Raw genomic sequence first — 17,657 nt, forward strand, 5'->3', positions numbered from 1 at the left:
TAAGAGCCCCGCAACCAAGCGGGGCTCTCGGGCTCAGTTGCGCTTGGCGCGGCGACGAATGGTCACGAATCCTGCCAGTAACAGCAGCCAATACATGTTGAGCGCGCCACTGCTGATCTTACGCTTAGGTGGCTCAACCACCTCCACCGTCACCTTGGCCGTCGCCTGGGCACCAAACTCATCGGCAATCACATACTCGATGGTGGCGGTGCCGCGAAACTCATCCATAGGCGTAAAGTTCAGGCTGTAGTCGGCGTTAATAGTCACCTCTCCCTGTGCACTGCTGGCCTCGACCACTCTAATGGCACGCCCCTCAGGATCGCTGTCGTTGCTAAGCACATTCAGGGTGACCTTGGTGCGATACCAGGTTTCGGCCTGGTCATCATTGGCAATTGGCGCCTGATTGGCGGCTATGTTCACCTGCACCTTGGCACTGTGTGTATTGCCTTGGCTGTCTGCAATGCTGTAGAGCAGGGTATCCATGCCCAGGTACTGACTCGGGGTGCGATAGAGTATTTGATTATCGAGGATTTCCGCCTGACCCAGAGTGCTTTCCACATTGAGTAGTTGCAGCTCGTCGCCATCGGCATCGGTGTCGTTACTCAGTACATCCAATGAAGTATCGCTGTTTTTTGGCACCCGATAGACATCATCATTGGCTATCGGCGCCTGGTTGCCCGACACGCTCAGGGCTATCACTCCGGGGTCGTCTATATAGCCGTTAACCATGCCGTCACCGTCGTTGGCGCCCCCATCTTCAAGAGTGAGTTGCACGCACCAGTGGCCAATATTCAGTCCGCTTTGCCATTGCTCGCTGCCCGGCGCCGGACAATAGCCGCGGCTTCCTAAGGCCGAGGCCACCGCATTACCCTCATCGAGATCTAAGTCCTGCCATTGTGAGGAAACGAACTTGCGGTACTGGGCATTGCCCGGCAGCGGCTGATGCTGGGGCAACACGAGATTGACGCTGCTGCCCTGAGTCGCTAATGCCGATACCACCACGCCATAGAGGGTGCCGACATGGCGCTTGTCTGGGTCCGGGCTGAGAGCTTCAGGGTTTAACTGAGCACCGGCCTGGGCACTGTCGGCATAGGGACTGCTGTGCAGGCAGGTTCCCGGCTCACTGGCGAGGATAAAGTCTTGCTCCTGACCCGCCACCGCCGCCATTAGATGGCATGGACGCAAGGCATCCAGGTGGTCGCTGACGCCATCGCCATCCTGATCGATAAAACCTTCCTCCTGATCCGGCAGTAAGTCACCGTCGCTGTCGCCGTTATCAAGCGGCGGCAAGGTGGCGCGAATATCCAATTGCCCCTGTACTGTGGTGCTCAATGCCGGAGTGCCATTGTCACTGACCGTCACTGTGACCTTATACACCCCCTCGACAAGGGTGTCGGCGGCCAGGGTCACATCGGCACTGTGGGCATCGCTGAGAGTCAGGGCCGGCTCCAGTTGCCAGGAGTAGGTGTGGCTATCGCCATGATTGGCATCTGTCACCTGGGCATGTAACCGAATGTCCTCATCCAGGCGATATAAGGTACGGACTTGCTGTCCTTGCTGAGCCTTAATGCTAACCCCGGGGGCAAGATTGGCTTCGCTGATGGTGACCTTGTGTTCACCGCGCTCGCCAAGGTTACTTTGCTCCGAGAGGGTGATAAGTATGGTTTCATCGCCTTCATCCAAGTTGTCATCGTAAATATCCATGCTCAGGGTACTGTGCTCGGAATGAAATACCAGCTCGCCGTCGACCAGGGAGTGATCGCTGTTGTCACTGCTACCGCTGACACTGTAGGGCACCACCAAGGGGTAACTGGGCGCAGAGCCGCTCAGGTAGGCATGAACCTTATGACTGCCGCCTTCACTGGCAGTACTGTCGGCAGCGAAACTGATCTGCGGATGGACGCGGATATGCTGGGCTGCAAGGGCGCTGCGGCCTTCATCATCCGTGGCTTGCCAATAGACCTTGTGCTCCCCCGAGGTGAAGTACACGGGGTTATCAAGCAACTGAACTGGAATTGACTGCCCCGTGTTGTCTTGTGCCGTGGCGATACCTAAATTCACCTTGGTATAGAGCCCCGTAGCATTTGCTTCCACATCGGCAGGCACCGTCAGTTGCGGCGTATCCGCGGGAAGCTCTCCCGAGAGGGTAAAGTGCACAGTGGCACTGTCTGCCGCTCCGGCTTTGTCGACCACGCGATAGTTTAGTGCCACGGTTTCATTAAGCCCGGCTATGGGGGTATACATCAGGCCATTATCATTGATGCTGACCCCGCCTAGCTCGGCGTTAGCGGAGGTGATGGTCAGTTTATCGTCGGCATCCGGGTCGCCGTCATTGGCTAGAACGTCGAGGAAATAGCTCCCCGAGTCGGCACGGGCCAAGGTAATAACATCATCTTCCGCCACGGGCGCATCGTTTTCGCCGCTGACTGTGATCAGTATGCTGGTTGGCTGGCTTTGCAAGCTACCGTCACTGGCGATCAGAGTGACACTGTCCTGGCCATTAAAATTGGCATCCGGCGTATAGCTCAGTGTGATGCCGTTTATAGTGACCTGACCATGTGCCGGCTCGACACTGACGCTTAATTCCACGGCTTGCGGGGTTTCGTCACTAATATCGAGCTCGGCCGTGAGCGTCGTATCTTCCTCTGTGCTCAGGCTGGTGGTATTGATGACAGGTGCCAGGTTCTCATCATCCTTGATACTAATAATGACTTGTTGCGTTGCGTCCTCGATAGCTCCGCCACTGAGGGAAGTGATATCGACAATAATGGTTTCTTCGTCTTCGGTAAGAGCGTCATCGATGGCGGTAATGGCTATGCCTGCCGAGCTTGTTAAAGCGCCAATGGTAATACTCGGCGAGCGACTGTAATCCGTGTCCACCGCGGCGGTGCCGCTGTAACTTAAGGTGACTAGGATATTTTCCGGCCATTGATTATTCAGGCTATTACCTATGCTGGCGGTCAACTGCGCCACGCCGCCGGCTTCGTCTATGCTGCTGGTGTCACTGCTTAGGCTAATGGCTGGTAGGTTGGCATAAATGGCATCGTTCGCCTGGCTGATGGGCGTGGTATAGCTGCTTTGGTTATTTAAGCCATCGGCCAGCACCAGGTTCACCGGCACATCGGCGCTTGCGGCAATATTCTGGCCGCCATCATCAATAGTAAACTCGGCACTGTAGTTACCACCGCCTAAATCGCTAAAGCCGTTTAAGGCATAGCCGTTCACCGTACCCAAAACCAGGCTGGCGCCCGGTTCGGAGGCGTTAATACTGACACTGACCGTATCACCGACCTTATGCGCCGTATCGGCGATACTCAGGGTATTGATGACGGGCCCTGCTAAATCAAGCTGATACGTCTCGCCCCCGGTAAAGGCCGGGGTATAACCGTTGTTGCCATTCCCATTGCCTAGGGCGTCGGTAATATCCGTATTCGCCTTCAGGTCTAAGCGCAAGGAGCCACTGCCCGCCAGGTTATTGACCGTAACCGTGACACTGCTGCCACTGGATGCCGATACCGTGGCTAGGGTACCGCTGGCATCGCCACTGAGGGTGGTCAGGGTGAAATCATCGCTGGAAATATTTTGTGCATGACTGTCAAAGCTTACCAGGTAGCTGATTTGTGTGGCATTGGCCGGGGGAGTACCAACCAGTGTAATACCGGTGACTCGCGGCGGTATGGTATCCAAGGCGGTGATCGAGGTGCTGTTGGCAGTGGCCAAGCCCCCCGATGAGGCCTGCAGGTTAAAGACTTCCGAATCCGCTCCGGCGGGGCTGTAGGTTAATTGCAAGTTGGTGAAGGTGGCCGCCCCTGAGCTCGGGGTGAGGGAAACCGTGCTGGCATTACCATCAATGTCGCCAGTTGCCGTCATTATGGCGGTGCCTGGGCCATTGACCTCGGCGAGCGTGATACTGGTGCTATAGCCCTGATCCACCACGTTAATTGCATCCACCGCCTGCACCACGGGCACAGTGGTAAAGCTGGTGCTTTGCCATGCGGGTATCGAGGTGGGGGCGGGCTCGGTGCTAAACACCAGTTTAGTGGCCACCACATCGGCAATAACGGCATTGGCGTTGACACTGGGTAGGTCACTGCCAACGCCGTCTTGGTCATTGGCCGTTAACGTAAAGGCTTGTTGGTCGGCGGTGGCGGTATAGGTCAGGCCGCTGAAGGTGGCGATACCACTGCTGGCGCTGGCGCTGGCGTTAGTGAGCACACCGGCCGAGCCTTCGCTCAGGGTAATGGTTTCACTAAAGTCGGTATCCGTATTGCCAAATGCGTCGGAGGCTGTCACAACGGGCTGTGTCATAAGCGCACTGCCCGAGACACTGCCCGCCGGCTGAGTGCTAAAGCGCAGCTGGGTGGCCAAGACCTCTATGGGTGACCCGGTACCATTGTTGATTGGGCTGGTGGCCCCCATGCGTGTACCGGCACCTAAGGTGACATCGGTATCGCCATCAATGCTCAGCAGGTAGGCATGTTTTTCAGTCAGGTTCGTATTGTTATTGAAATAACCGTTGATGGTATAGGTTTCATTGTCGCCATCGGCAATTGATATATTCAACCCGGAAAATGTGATCACGTCAGCGAGGGCATTGTACACACCTGTGACGTTATTCGCGTCAGGCCCACTTAATCGCCAGGTCACTTTATCACGTTCAGGGGCGCTGGAGGTGCCAGCGACCTGCACCCGGATAGCGGACACAGCCATGGCCAGATTATCGCCACCGCCGCCATCGCTTAAGGTGAAATCGAAGAGGTTAACCGCTTCGCCGCTGGTATCGACCGTGGTGGACAGAGCGACCGGTTCAATTACGCCATCCGCGGCGCTTAAATTACCATCGCTGTTAGCCGCTAACACGGTGACGGTTATATCCTGGTTCGCCGAGGTGCCACCATCGCCGTCATTGATCGTCACACGTACATTTCGAGCTCCCGTGGTGGGGCTGACTGAGTCGGTATTTTCATAGCTGAGGGCCCGTAACAGGGTTTGTACTCTGGCTGGGGTGGCGTTGGCGTTGAAGTTGGCGGTAAAGTCGTTGCCGGCGGCGATATTATTCGCGAGCGTGCCGATCACTGTCCCCGACACCGACAGATTACTGCCGGCCGTGGGGCCCGACAGGGATACTGCGCCCGAGGTATCGACACTGAGCAGATCCTCGGCGGCATCTTCTCCTGAGGTAATGGTGGCACTGAGGTTACCGCCACTAAAATCCGAGCTGTCAGCGTCGCTGACCGTAGCATTGCTGCCCTGGTCTAGGAGTGTCGCACTGCCGGGGTAAGTATTGAGGCTATCGCCATTTAGGTTGGCGATGCTTGGCGCGCTATTGGAGGGCGTAGTATTGAACGCATACACCCCCAGATAATTGGTATTGTTTGAGCAATTGCTGCTGGTGACTCTAAAAGAAGTCAGATTGCTTGTGTTACCAGAGAGTGTGATTGGCACCACACCGGTGGAGATATTGCCCGAGAACAGGGTATTGCCCGCGTTATTGGTCACCAACACATCGCAGGTGCCATCTACCTCCAAGGTCAGGCTATCCAGGTTAAAGTTGGTGTAACTGGCGGTTTTGGTAAATTCTATGTAGGCCGTTGCCAATGCCGGGATTGAAGGGGAATAAAGGGATTTGGTTGCGCCAAACTGGTTGATATAAGGTCCCGACCCCGTGGCCGCCAGGTTACCATTACTGGAGAGAGCCGGCTTATTGCACTCGGAGTCATCTGGGTCGACATTTGGGCAAAAGCTGTCCGCATCATAGGCGGCCAGTACATCGCTAAAATCCCGCAAGGCTAGGGTATCAAACGGCGATTCGCTGTCGATATCGCCCTGAACGATTTCCAACTGCCAGTCGCCACCCTTATCGCTGGCTCCGGTTAGGTCATTTGATGCTGCGATGTCGGCACCGGTATGGGCGCTGAGGAGTTCTATAAACTCAATACCTTGTTCGCCTTGGGCCAGATTACAGTTATAAAAACGAATGTCGGCGCCGGCGCTCAGTTTAGTACCTAGGCGTTTGATATCGGCCACATAATCATTGAGGCTGGCGGCACTGATTTGTTGTTGGCCAACATGAATTTTTCCCTGTGAGCCATGGCTTACCCAATGTAAGGCATCGAGGCTTTTATAGGCAGCCAGCTTGCTATTAAGCTGGGCAAATATCGGCGTCTGATCATCAATTTCTATCACCTCTATGCCCGGTTTTAGGGCCTTGTAAAAAGTGGACTTATCAGGCAGTGAGGCATCTATGATCATTACTTCCTGGCTGAGCTGTCCTGCTTTTAACTCGATTCCAGAGTGGTTTGGCAGGGCAGTGGGGGAGGCGGTTTTTGTGCCTTGCATCAGGCTTAAATCTGCCGGTGACAGCGGCTTTTTGTTGCTTGGCATCTTGCTGGCATTAAAAGCCCTGTGCCTCTCCTGGCCCAGCGTGTGTGATGCCAGTGGCGTGTGCCGCTGTTGTTGCGTACGAATATAACCGCCGTAGGCCCCGGCTAAGGTGGGGAGTGCGCTCAGGCCCAAGGGCATCAGCAAGGCGGCGGCCTTATTGAGTTTAAAATGATGCATAGGTATCTCCTTGAGGCGCTGTGGCGCAGATCAGGCTGGCTTGTGTGCCCGATGTGTCTTGCCAAAATGCCATGTCACTGTATTTGTTGAATAACTCGGGTGGCAAAATGCTGCGCCTTGGGGTGAATTTGACTTCTTTTTTGACCGTATGCAGGCCTTTGACGCCAATATTGCTATCGAATTCACCTTCTTCATATTCCACATGATTAAAGTCGTGGTCGAACGTAGGCAAGTCTAAAAACTGGTAGAGCAGCTCCATGGTGCGCGCCGGATGCTGGGTAAGTAAGTCGTAATCCACTAGCAATAAGCGCTGCGAATATTCGCCATAGTAGGCTTCTTTCAAGGCCGTCCAGGCACTGCCGAACACCCCCTGATGATGGGCCATGGACTCGCAGCGGGTATATACGGTTTGCCGGCTTTGCGGGGAATACATGCGACTGTAGTCAAAGGGGTTTTTACGATAGATGCACTCAAAGCTGTCCATCACCCAGGCAGGGTTGCGAACACAGCAGATCACCTTAAAATCGTCAAACAGCTCTACCAGCTGATGCATACGTGCCGTCCAGATACGATTGGTATCGAAGATCACCTGCTTATCGGCGTGTTCGCTGTAGTAACTATTCACCAGGCTTTGGCACAGGGCGCGGCGCTTTTGCTCGCTAAAAAAAGGGGCGAACTCACTGCCGGCACCGATTTGCTCTAAACACCCGGCCATCAGTGGGGCAACCGGGCTACTCATGGCGGCATGATAGGCGGGGTTTTGTTTTAATAAACCGGCCAACAGTGTGGAGCCAGAGCGGGGCAAGCCTGAAATAAAATGATACTGCGTCATTGTTGTTGTTCCTACCTTTATAAACGCAAAAGGGTGGCGCCTTGTGACGCCACCGAGTTACTTCCTGTTGATAAAACAGTCTAGCTTCTGGATGGATAAATGCCCTCTAACGCCATGGAGTAATTAACCCCCAGGCTAGGCTGGCTGATATTAAAGGCCTGGCTATTGCCCGGGCTCTGTACCGGGGCGGTGCCGCTGAGGGTGACACCCCCTAGTGCGACCTCGGTGGCGCTGTTGCTGGGGGCATAGATTTTTTCCGGGGTATCACTGCGGCTATCGCCGGCTACGGTCGTTGCAAGCACATAGCCAGCTTGCGGCGTTTCCGTGGTGCCGCCATCTGTGGTGGCGCTCAGGGTTCCCGTTACGCCGTTAAGGTTAGCCTCGGCGGTATGAGCTGGAAGCTCGTTCACCGATAAGATATGTGTTTCCGCACCGCGTTTTTGGCCCATGGTCCAAGGCGTAAGGCCCGGTCCTGAGCCTTGGCTCACCGCTGTTCTGCCACGCAAATCGGGCAGCGCAAAGTTAGTGCGACCGTCACCGCCAAAGTTGGTGCCTACTAACGAGAAGAGCGCAGTGTACTCAGTGATAGGCAGCAATTGCCCATCACAGGTGGCCCAGTTTCTTGGTGCAAAGTTAAAACCAAAGGGCTGAATTTGAGCGATAAAGGGGTCCATGTAGTTGTCCTTATACTTGCTGTTGTAATGGGTGCGGTGGGCGTTGCAGCTGCTCACCGGCATCGAGGTAAATTAATTGTGCTAAACGTTCGGCGCTCATAACGCCTAATTCGCAGGCGACAATATCCAGGCGAATACAACCATCCTGCGTATTGACGACCAGTCCCTGCGTCGAGGAAATCATCACTATGGTGCCCGGTGCCGTGCCATAGCCCGGGTAATCGGCCAGGCTGACTTGAATAAGCTCAACCGCCATACCTTTAATATTGAGCAGCACCCGGCCATAGTGACCGTTATGAGCGCGTGTGAGCGCCTCAATTTGCGCCCCGGTGAGGGCATTAAAATCCAGTGTGATAAATTCCGGCGCAGCACTTGTTTGATCTGCTTTTTGTCCCTTTGGCGGCGGTCCGACTGTAGCGGTTGTGAGCTGGTGAAAAAGCTGTTCCAGGCTGCTAAGAGCCAGATAAGCGAAGCGCTGAACCAAACTGGCATAAGTATCTTGACCGCCAAGGGGCAGCGGCAGCTGCAGCAGAATGTCGCCACTATCGAGGTGCTCATTCATGGCATGCCAGGTCAGGGCACTGTATGTTTCTTGGTTGCGCAGTTGCCAATAAATGGGGTCCTTTCCCCCGTAAGCGGGCAATGGAGACGCATGGCAGTTATAAATTCCTAACCTATAGTGTTCGAGTACCGGTTGCGGTAATAAATGACTAAAGCCCAGGCACAGGGCAAGCTCGGCGTTAAAGTGCGGTAAGTGGCTGGGAATTAAATGCAGCTTCTCCTTGCATACCACTTCAAAGGGAATGCCATTGGTTTGCAGTTGATTCAACAGCTGCAGCAAAGGCTCTTGTCTGTGCCCCAATGTTTGCGGGTCCGGGGTGATCACCCCGACAAGCTGCTCAGTGGCAAATAGCGCCTCAATACAGGGCCAGGCAAACAGGCTGCTGGCATACACAAGCGTCCTAGGTTGTTCCTTCATTGCCTATTCCTTAATGACCAAAAAGCCGGGAAGACCGCTTAAACTGTAGTAAAACTTCAGGGTGTCGCCAGAATTTGCCAAGGTGTCATCCGCTTGCGGGTCGCTTGGGATAAAGTTGATGCAGACACTGAGATCTGGAAGCGGATGGGTGATCCCCGAGTCATACAACCCGAGTCGCTCATCGGCGAATAAGCTGATCTGGGTGTACAGACTCAGGGTTTGTTTATTGGCATGCTCGGCGAGCTGAGGCAGAACCAAGGTAGCGGCACCAAGCAGTGCTTGTTGTTCAATCTGGCTAGGAGCTATGGCCCTGAGGCTTTGTGCCGTGATCGACATGACCACGCCGAGCTCGGTGCGTTGTTGGCTAATGGCCCTTAATTTTTCACTGAGTTGTTGGGCACTGAGACCCTCATTGCGCCACTGCTCCACATACTCAAGCTGGGCTATATTGAGCATGGCGTGAACATCGACCTGCTGCGGAATAAGGTAACCATTGTTACTTAACTGCTGAGCAAAATGATGGGCAATGGCGAAGTGTCCTTCCCGACTAAAGCCATGTTGCATGGCCTCGACAATGACCAGATCGAAGAGCATAGGGGCGTTATAAGCACAGGCATCACCACAATACATTTGCTGTATGTATTCTTGCAGCCCCAACTCGGTGATCAGCTTATGCAGTGAGGCGATGGCCCCGGGTTGAATATCGATAAGGGTGATGCGCAACCGCTCGCCGCTTATGCCCTGGCGTTGATAGTGACTCAACAGTGGCAACAATAAAGGAGCAAAGGGGCCGCAGGCGGGATAGGCGATAAAGATTTTTTCCTGGCCGCCACCAAATAAGGCGGTGATAGCCTTGTCTATGGCGCGCATATAGGCGCTCACCCGTAAACCATCTTTAATGGTGTGAATACAGTGATCCGGTGCCATTACCAGGCCGTGTTTACTGATAAACTGTTGGCTGCGTTCGGCTTTAGCAATATCGGCGTGTTGATAAACGGCGTTATAGGCCGTAAAAAGCGAATTAAAAAGCGGGGTAACCAGCTCGCGGCTTGGTTTATGTGCTTGCAAAATGGTGGCAGCGGTGCCGGCGTTAAGTGTTTGGAGTTCTTTTTTTGTAAGTGTTGGTAAAACTTGGGTGCTGAGCTGTTGCTTTAGTAAACTACGTTGTTGCTGGTGGGCAAACAAGCCGGCAACGCTGCCGTCACAAAGGTGAGTTTGGTTGCAATTGGCTATGGATTGTTGATCTTTATAGGCGTGCATGACAAGGTTCCGTTTATTGCCCTTTAGTCAAGCCTAGTCGCGAGTTGTGGGATTGCCACTATTTGTAATCAGATGAAATATTTCACTTAATAATAAAGACTTAGTTCTTTCAACTTTGATGCTCGACGTTCTTATATTGGCGACGGGAGATAAGTTGGGCATCTTGGTCATTGCAATATTGTCAGTATTCTCGCAAGTAAAAATGTGCGTTGTGAATGGGTATAATGGGTGCGGTATAGAGCCGACAGGCATAAACATTAAAACGAGCCCCTGTCGGGGTGTGATAATCGTACCTTGATATCAGTAATCTAATTTAGTTCATGGAGTCGTGGCATGACGGATAAAAATGCGCAGCATCAAAAGCGCCAACAAAAAGTAAAGGCCGAAGTGGATAAGCGTATTGAGCAGGCGCAAACGGAGCAGGGCATATTGCAGGTGATCACCGGCAATGGCAAAGGCAAGTCGACCTCCGGCTTTGGTACCGTGGCACGCTGTGTCGGTCATGGGCAAAAAGCGGCGGTAGTACAGTTTATTAAGGGTCTTTGGGAGTGTGGCGAGCGCAACCTGCTGGAGCAGGTGGGTGTGCCTTTTGCGGTAATGAAAACCGGCTTTACCTGGGAAACGCAAAACCGTGAGGCCGACACTCAGGCGGCGCAGGCAACCTGGCAACAGGCCAAGCAATTTCTCGCCGACGAGAGCCTAGATCTGGTCCTGCTCGATGAGCTCACTTATATGCTGACCTATGACTATATCGATTTAGACGAGGTACTGGAGGCGCTGGCAAATCGACCGAAAATGCAATCTGTGATCGTCACCGGGCGTGGTGCCCACCGTCGTTTAGTGGAGCTTGCCGACACCGTCAGTGAGGTGCGCAATGTGAAACACGCCTTCGATGCCGGGATTAAGGCACGCGCAGGGTTTGATTACTAATGGGCATCTCTCGCTGGTTAGCGACCTTTACGGCGCTCTTTTTTGCCAGTGTGGCTGCAAGTGCGGGTGCAAGTGCGGCTGCAAGTGAAGAGCCTACGGCGGTACAGCAGCGTATTGTCGCCCTCTCTCCCCATATAGTGGAAAACCTCTATGCCATAGGCGCCGGCGAGCATCTAGTGGCCAGCGTCGATCATGCTGACTACCCGGAGCAGGCCAAGGCCTTGCCTCGTGTTGGCGGCTATTACGGGGTGCAAATAGAGAAAATATTGGCATTAAAACCCACCTTGGTAGTGGTGTGGCAAGGCGGCAATAAGGCCGCCGATGTGGAAACCCTGGAACGCTTAGGGGTGCCCTTGTATATCAGTAACATACAAGGGGTGGAGGACATTGCCACCGAGTTGCGACAACTAGGAAAGCTCACCGGTAATGTGTCTCAGAGCGAGCGGGTGGCCGCACAATTTGAGCAAGGTTATCAGCGCTTGCAACAAGATTATCGGCGCAGTGAGGGGCAAAAGCCCAAGGTGTTTTATCAACTTTGGTCGGCGCCCATGATGACGGTCAATAACAACACCTTGATTGGCAAGGCGATTACCCTGTGTGGCGGCGAGAATGCCTTCGCCGATAACAGCACCGACTATCCGCAGATCAGTGTCGAAAATGTCGCTCTGGCGCAGCCGGATATTATTGTTTTAAGCAGTGAAAAAAATGCCGCCGAACAAACCCAGCAGTGGCAACAATGGGGCATGATCCCGGCGGTACAAAATAAGGCGATCCGCGCCATCGATGCCGATTTGCTGCATCGCTACAGCACCCGAATACTCGATGGCATTAGCAAACTATGCCTGGCTATTAATTCGTAATAAGGTGTTTTTAGCTTTTTCAGTTTCTTACAAGCCCAGTCCAACACGCTGGGCTTTTTTGTTTTCCTCCTCCTGGCAAGCCTCTGCACCTGTCTTTTTGCTCGAATAAAATCGATCCTTTGTGCATCCGCGAAAATCATTTATACTGTATTTATATACAGTATTTTGAGGTGGTGTGGATGAACACAACTTTAGCAGCGATGCACCATCAAGGACTGATCTTCAGCGCCAATCAAGACCGGGGCGCTGAGCAGCAAGAAAGCGAGGCGGTGCTTAGCAGTGGTTTTTCGGCCCTGGATCGGCTGCTTGGCGGCGGCTGGCCGCAGAGCGGGGTGATCCACCTTAGCAGCGAGCCGGCCATAGGCGAATTTACCCTGCTACAGGGGGCGCTGGTGAAGGCGCGCGAGCAAGGCCTGGTGGTGCTCATTAATCCGCCGGCAGAGCCCTGTATCCAATGGTTGCTTGCCCAAGGTGTTGCTCCTGCTCGCTTACTGATTTTACGCCCGCAAAGTACGGCGCATGCGCTGTGGGCCGCAGAGCAATGCTGTCGCAGCAGCAGTTGTGCCCTAGTGTGGCTGTGGCATCAGGGTCTGTCGTTTACTCAGGCGCGGCGCTTTAGCCTGGCGTGTCAGCAATCGCAGGCGCTTTTGGTGCTGGTGGATTATCAGTGTCAAAGCGCAGCCTTACCGGTGCAAATCAGTATGCGATTGCAACAGAAGCAACAAGGCTTGCAGCTTGTTTTATTGCGTCAGCAAGGGCGTTTTGCCCGTGGTGAGGTGACCTTGAGTAAGGTGCAGCTCTGGCCCTTTCTCCGCCATAGCCACAAACAAATGGCGTCATCTTTGACACAGCTGCAACCGGCTGCCCAGCATTACGAGGTAGGGTAAATGTATTTGGCTGTGTATTGTACGCACTTGCAATTGCAGCGTCGGCAGTTGCAGGAGCCTGCGGTCTTGGTGGCCAAAGAGCATGTGGTGCAAGTAAATGCTGCGGCGCAGCGTCTGGGTGTGCGCTTGGGTATGGGCCTGGCCAGTGCCGCGGCGCTGTGCGCCACCTTACAAGTGTATCCCTACGAGCCTGAGCTGGAGCGGCAATTATTGCAGGAGCTCGCGGCGCACTGCTATCAAGTCTGTGGCGACATCATCCTGGCCGGCAGTGATTGTTTGATTGTGGTGGCCACCAGTATGCGGGCTCTCTATCCCAGTACAGAGCAGCTTTTTGGCGCCTTAGCGCCGGTCATTCGTGCCTTTGTGCCGCATTTTTACTATGCCTCGGGAGAGAGCATGGAGGCGGCGGAGCTCTTGGCCCGCGAGCAACGGAACTTTATCAGTGATGAGGCAAGCGTCTGTCGCCAGCATCTGGCTCGCGTTGAGGTGACGGATCTCTTACTCGCAGTCGAACATAAACAGCAATTGGCGCGCTTAGGCATTGAGCGGGTCGAGCAGCTCCTAGCCCTGCCCATGAATCAGCTGCGCCAGCGCTTTCATTATGAGGTGGTGGATTATTTAACCCGTCTACAGGGGCAACTGCCCCATGCGGGCCTGGCGAAAAAGTCCGGGTATTATCGCTTTTACCAGCCAACCCAGAGCTTTAGTGAAAGCCGGGAGCTGAATTTTGAAATCGATAACAGTGAGCGTCTGTTGCGGCCCTTAACTCAGTTGTGTGAGTGCCTGTGTCGTTATCTGCGCCAGCATCAATTGCATACTCAACGCCTGGTTTTTAGTCTTTTTTTTCGCGAGCAAGTGGCACTGGAACTCTGCTTAGACAGTGTTGAGCCACAAGGACAGCTGGCTCCCTGGCAGGCCTTGCTGGAAATTAAGCTGGCGGCTTTAGTGCTGCCGGCGCCGGTCATTGCCATACGTTTGCAGTGCGAGGAATTTGTCAGCGCCGACGGTCACAGCGAAAACCTTTTTGCCAAGCGCCAGCAGGGGCTGGCAAAGCAACAACTGCTGAGTTTGCTTAACGCCCGTTTAGGGCCGCAGCATTGCTATCGTCTGCAACCGGGGCGGGCGCATATCCCCGAATTTACTCAGGTGCAGGAGGCCACCTTGCATCCTTATCAAGATGGGCTGCCCGCATCACCGCAGGCCCTCTTGCGACCCAACTTTATGATCGAACCCGTCCCCTTACAGGAGCAACTTTGTTTACTGCGCGGCCCGGAGCGGATCCAAAGTCATTGGTGGCAGCAAGCGCAGTTAGAGCGCGATTACTATATCGGTGAAAACAGTCGTGGCCAGTTGTGCTGGGTGTTTAGGGATAAACACAAGGGCTGGTTTATTCAGGGGTATTTTGCCTGATGGCCGGCACGTACAGTGAATTATTTTGCCAAAGTAATTTCAGCTTTTTAACCGGTGCCTCACACCCGGAAGAGCTGGTAGGCAGGGCCGCGGAGCTGGGTTACAGCGCCCTGGCCTTATGTGATGAATGTTCGGTGGCGGGGGTGGTCAGGGCCCATAGCCACATCAAGGCGCAGCAATTGCCCATTAAGCTGATCGTTGGTAGTTACCTTTGCTACGAGGAATTAGAGCTGGTGGTGTTGTGCCCCACCAAGTCGGCGTACAGCCAGCTCTGTCGGGTGATCACCAATGCCCGCAGGCGCTGTGAAAAAGGGCGCTATCAACTCAGTGAATGGGATTTAAAAACCCTGAAGGGCTGCATCCTGATCTGGCTCGTACATGGGCGTAGCGAAGCAGCAAAAGTGTCGGATAGGCACTGGGGGCTCTGGTTGCAACGCCATTATGGCGATCAGCTTTATCTGGGGGTTCGCCGCGAACTCAATGGCTTTGAACCAGAGCAATTGGCCTATGTGCGCACCCTGAGCGAGCAATGGCAGATCAAGGAAGTGGCGCTCGGTGCCGTGCTAATGCACACGCCGGAGCGCCTGCCTTTACAGCATGTGCTCAGTGCCATTAAGCAAGGGCAAACCGTGTCTTCGCTAGGACAGAGCCTGCTAGCCAATGCCGAGCGGGCTTTGCGCCCGCAGGACAAATTAGCAAAGCTGTTCAGTCCGACCCAGTTGGCAACCAGTGAGCAGATTGCGCAAAGCTGCGCCTTTAATCTGGATGAGCTCAGTTATCAGTACCCCTATGAACTGGTGCCGCAAGGTCTAAGCGCCAGCGAACATCTTAAATCCCTGGTAGAACAAGGGGCGAGGAAGCGTTTTAAGGGGGCGCCGCCGCCGGCGATCCAAGCTACCATAGACAAAGAGCTCGCGCTTATTGCCGAGCAAGGCTATGAGCCCTTCTTTTTGACTATTCACGATATTGTGCAATTCGCCAAACGCCACGATATCTTGTACCAGGGGCGGGGCTCTGCGGCGAACTCTGTGGTCTGCTATTGCCTGGAGATTACCGCCGTCGATCCCAGACAAATCGATGTTTTGTTCGAGCGCTTTATCTCCAAAGAGCGCAATGAGCCGCCGGATATTGATGTCGATTTTGAACACCAAAGGCGCGAGGAGGTGTTCCAATACATTTATCAAAAATATGGTCGTCAACGCGCCGCCCTGGCCGCGACCGTGATCACCTATCGCTTAAAAAGTGCCATGCGCGATGTGGGCAAGGCCCTTGGTTTTAGCGACACTCAGCTCGATTATTACATTAAGCAGCTTAATCGCCGCCACGGCGGTGGCCAATGGCAGGCGCAGCTGATCCAACTCGGGCTAGACCCTGAGGCAACCATTAACCAGCATTTTTTCCGTTTGGTGGATGAAATAAAGGGCTTTCCCCGGCATCTGTCACAGCATGTGGGTGGCTTTGTGATCTCCGAAGGGCCATTGCATGAGCTGGTGCCCGTTGAGAATGCCGCCATGCTTGAGCGCACCGTGATCCAGTGGGATAAAGACGATCTGGAGAGTTTAAAACTGCTTAAGGTGGATGTGCTGGCCTTGGGTATGTTGAGCGCTATTCAACGCAGTTTTAAGCTCTTGGAAAAACATTATCAGCACAGTATTAGCATTGCCGATATTACTCGCCTGGGGGATGACCCTCAGGTATATGCCATGTTGCAAAAGGCCGATACCGTGGGCGTGTTTCAAATTGAATCGCGGGCGCAAATGAGCATGCTGCCACGCCTGAAGCCGCGTTGTTATTACGACCTGGTGATCCAAATCGCCATTGTGCGTCCCGGGCCAATTCAAGGAGACATGGTGCATCCCTATTTACGCCGTCGTGACGGCGATGAAGCGGTGGAGTACCCCTCCAAGCAGGTAGAGCAGGTATTAAAGCGCACTTTGGGAGTGCCCATTTTCCAGGAGCAGGTGATCAAGGTGGCCATGGTTGCTGCTGGGTTTAGTGGGGGCGAGGCCGATCAACTGCGCCGCGCCATGGCCAAGTGGAAACGCGACGGCGAGCTGACCCAGTTCAAACAAAAGCTGATCGATGGCATGCTGCAGCGTGGTTATGACTATCAGTATGCCGAGCGTATCTATCAGCAAATTTGTGGTTTTGGCGAGTATGGCTTTCCCGAGTCCCACTCCGCCAGTTTCGCGGTATTGGCCTATGTGTCGGCCTATTTAAAATACTATTATCCCGAGGTGTTTTTCTGTGCCTTGGCAAACAGCTTACCCATGGGCTTTTATTCCCTCGACCAATTGGTTCAGGATGCTCGGCGTCACAATATCAACATACTGGCCGTAGACGTAAATCACTCCCTCTGGGAGCATCAAGTCATACGCCAGGGCGAGCATGTTGCCGTGCGTTTGGGTTTTTGCTGTATCAAGGGCTTTAGCGCGGCAAGTGCAGATAAGCTGATTGCGCAGCGTCCCACGTCGGGCTATCGCAGCATTAGCGAGCTTTACCATCATGGTTTACAAGAAGGGGAGCTGGAAACGCTGGCCAGCAGCAACGCCCTGGCGGCCATTGCCAAGGACAGGTTTAACAGCCGCTGGCAAATTATGGATAAACAGCAGCGTTTGCCCCTCTTTGCCGATGATGAAAGCATTATGGAGGAAGAGTCGGTCTTGGCGGCGCCCAGCGGCATCCAGGATACCTTGGAAGACTACGCCAGTATGGGCGTTAATATGGGAGCGCATCCATTAACCTATTTACGTCAACAAGGCTTGTTTACCCGTGCCAAGAAAGCCAGCGAATTAAGCCAATGCCGTAATGGCGCCAGTGTCACCATTGCCGGTTTGGTCACCGGGCGTCAGTCGCCGGGCAGTGCCGCGGGGGTGACCTTTTTAACCCTAGAAGATGACACCGGCAATATCAATGTGGTGGTGTGGTTGGCCACCGCCAAGGCGCAGCAAAAAGCGTTTTTAACGGCTCGCCTGCTGGAGGTTAAAGGTGTGGTGGAGCATCATAAAGGGGTGGTGCATGTGATTGCTGGGCGTTTAATCGACCACAGTGATAAATTACCGGCTTTAATTCTAAAGAGTCGATTTTTTCATTAGTAATAAAATGACTTTCGGTTAATTTATTTTAAATTTTTATGTATTAGATAAAAAAATATCATTTTTTTAGGGCTGTGAAAAAATTTCAATCCCTGTTTAAATAAGCTCAACCTTAGCCAATAGGCAAACGCGCCGTTTAAGCGTACAATAGCGGCCTTTCATATCGACA

General features: G+C 53.7%; 10 protein-coding genes. 5 read left to right on the forward strand and 5 right to left on the reverse strand.

Features of this window, described 5'->3' with window-relative positions; translation table 11 throughout:
• Positions 1 to 33 precede the first annotated feature (33 nt).
• The 5 genes from C2M17_RS04850 to C2M17_RS04870 all read right to left on the reverse strand — a co-directional run bounded on the left by C2M17_RS04850 (position 34) and on the right by C2M17_RS04870 (position 10,306).
• Entirely contained in the window at positions 34 to 6,561 is a 6,528-nt protein-coding gene (locus tag C2M17_RS04850; RefSeq protein WP_105199721.1) for an Ig-like domain-containing protein, read from the reverse strand.
• Entirely contained in the window at positions 6,548 to 7,393 is an 846-nt protein-coding gene (locus C2M17_RS04855; protein ID WP_105199722.1) for a sulfotransferase family protein, read from the reverse strand. The genes C2M17_RS04850 and C2M17_RS04855 overlap by 14 nt, the downstream gene beginning before the upstream one ends.
• Before the next feature lie 80 nt (positions 7,394 to 7,473).
• Positions 7,474 to 8,067: a phage tail protein gene (locus tag C2M17_RS04860; protein ID WP_105199723.1), complete on the reverse strand. Its 594-nt coding sequence runs from the start codon at positions 8,065 to 8,067 to the stop codon at positions 7,474 to 7,476.
• A 10-nt stretch (positions 8,068 to 8,077) separates the two neighbouring features.
• Positions 8,078 to 9,046, reverse strand: coding sequence for a formyltransferase family protein (locus C2M17_RS04865; RefSeq protein ID WP_105199724.1), 969 nt, complete (start codon positions 9,044 to 9,046; stop codon positions 8,078 to 8,080).
• A gap of 3 nt (positions 9,047 to 9,049) precedes the next feature.
• Positions 9,050 to 10,306, reverse strand: coding sequence for a hypothetical protein (locus tag C2M17_RS04870; protein ID WP_105199725.1), 1,257 nt, complete (start codon positions 10,304 to 10,306; stop codon positions 9,050 to 9,052).
• A 333-nt stretch (positions 10,307 to 10,639) separates the two neighbouring features.
• On the opposite strand from C2M17_RS04870, the gene cobO reads away from it, so the two are divergent.
• The 5 genes from cobO (at position 10,640) to C2M17_RS04895 (ending at position 17,488) form a co-directional block, all read left to right on the forward strand.
• Complete coding sequence (gene cobO, locus C2M17_RS04875; RefSeq protein ID WP_105199726.1) at positions 10,640 to 11,236, forward strand: cob(I)yrinic acid a,c-diamide adenosyltransferase; 597 nt, start codon at positions 10,640 to 10,642, stop codon at positions 11,234 to 11,236.
• Entirely contained in the window at positions 11,236 to 12,096 is an 861-nt protein-coding gene (locus tag C2M17_RS04880; RefSeq protein WP_105199727.1) for a cobalamin-binding protein, read from the forward strand. The genes cobO and C2M17_RS04880 overlap by 1 nt, the downstream gene beginning before the upstream one ends.
• Positions 12,097 to 12,275: 179 nt before the next feature.
• Positions 12,276 to 12,983, forward strand: a complete 708-nt coding sequence (locus C2M17_RS04885) for a hypothetical protein (RefSeq protein WP_158683977.1) — start codon at positions 12,276 to 12,278, stop codon at positions 12,981 to 12,983.
• Entirely contained in the window at positions 12,984 to 14,393 is a 1,410-nt protein-coding gene (locus tag C2M17_RS04890; protein WP_105199729.1) for a Y-family DNA polymerase, read from the forward strand.
• The gene (locus C2M17_RS04895) at positions 14,393 to 17,488 is read left to right on the forward strand and encodes an error-prone DNA polymerase (protein ID WP_105199730.1); all 3,096 of its coding nucleotides are present in this window, start codon (positions 14,393 to 14,395) and stop codon (positions 17,486 to 17,488) included. Before C2M17_RS04890 ends, C2M17_RS04895 begins: the two co-directional genes overlap by 1 nt.
• Positions 17,489 to 17,657 lie beyond the last annotated feature (169 nt).

The organism is Pseudoalteromonas sp. T1lg10 (assembly GCF_002964545.1).
Classification (GTDB): domain Bacteria; phylum Pseudomonadota; class Gammaproteobacteria; order Enterobacterales; family Alteromonadaceae; genus Pseudoalteromonas.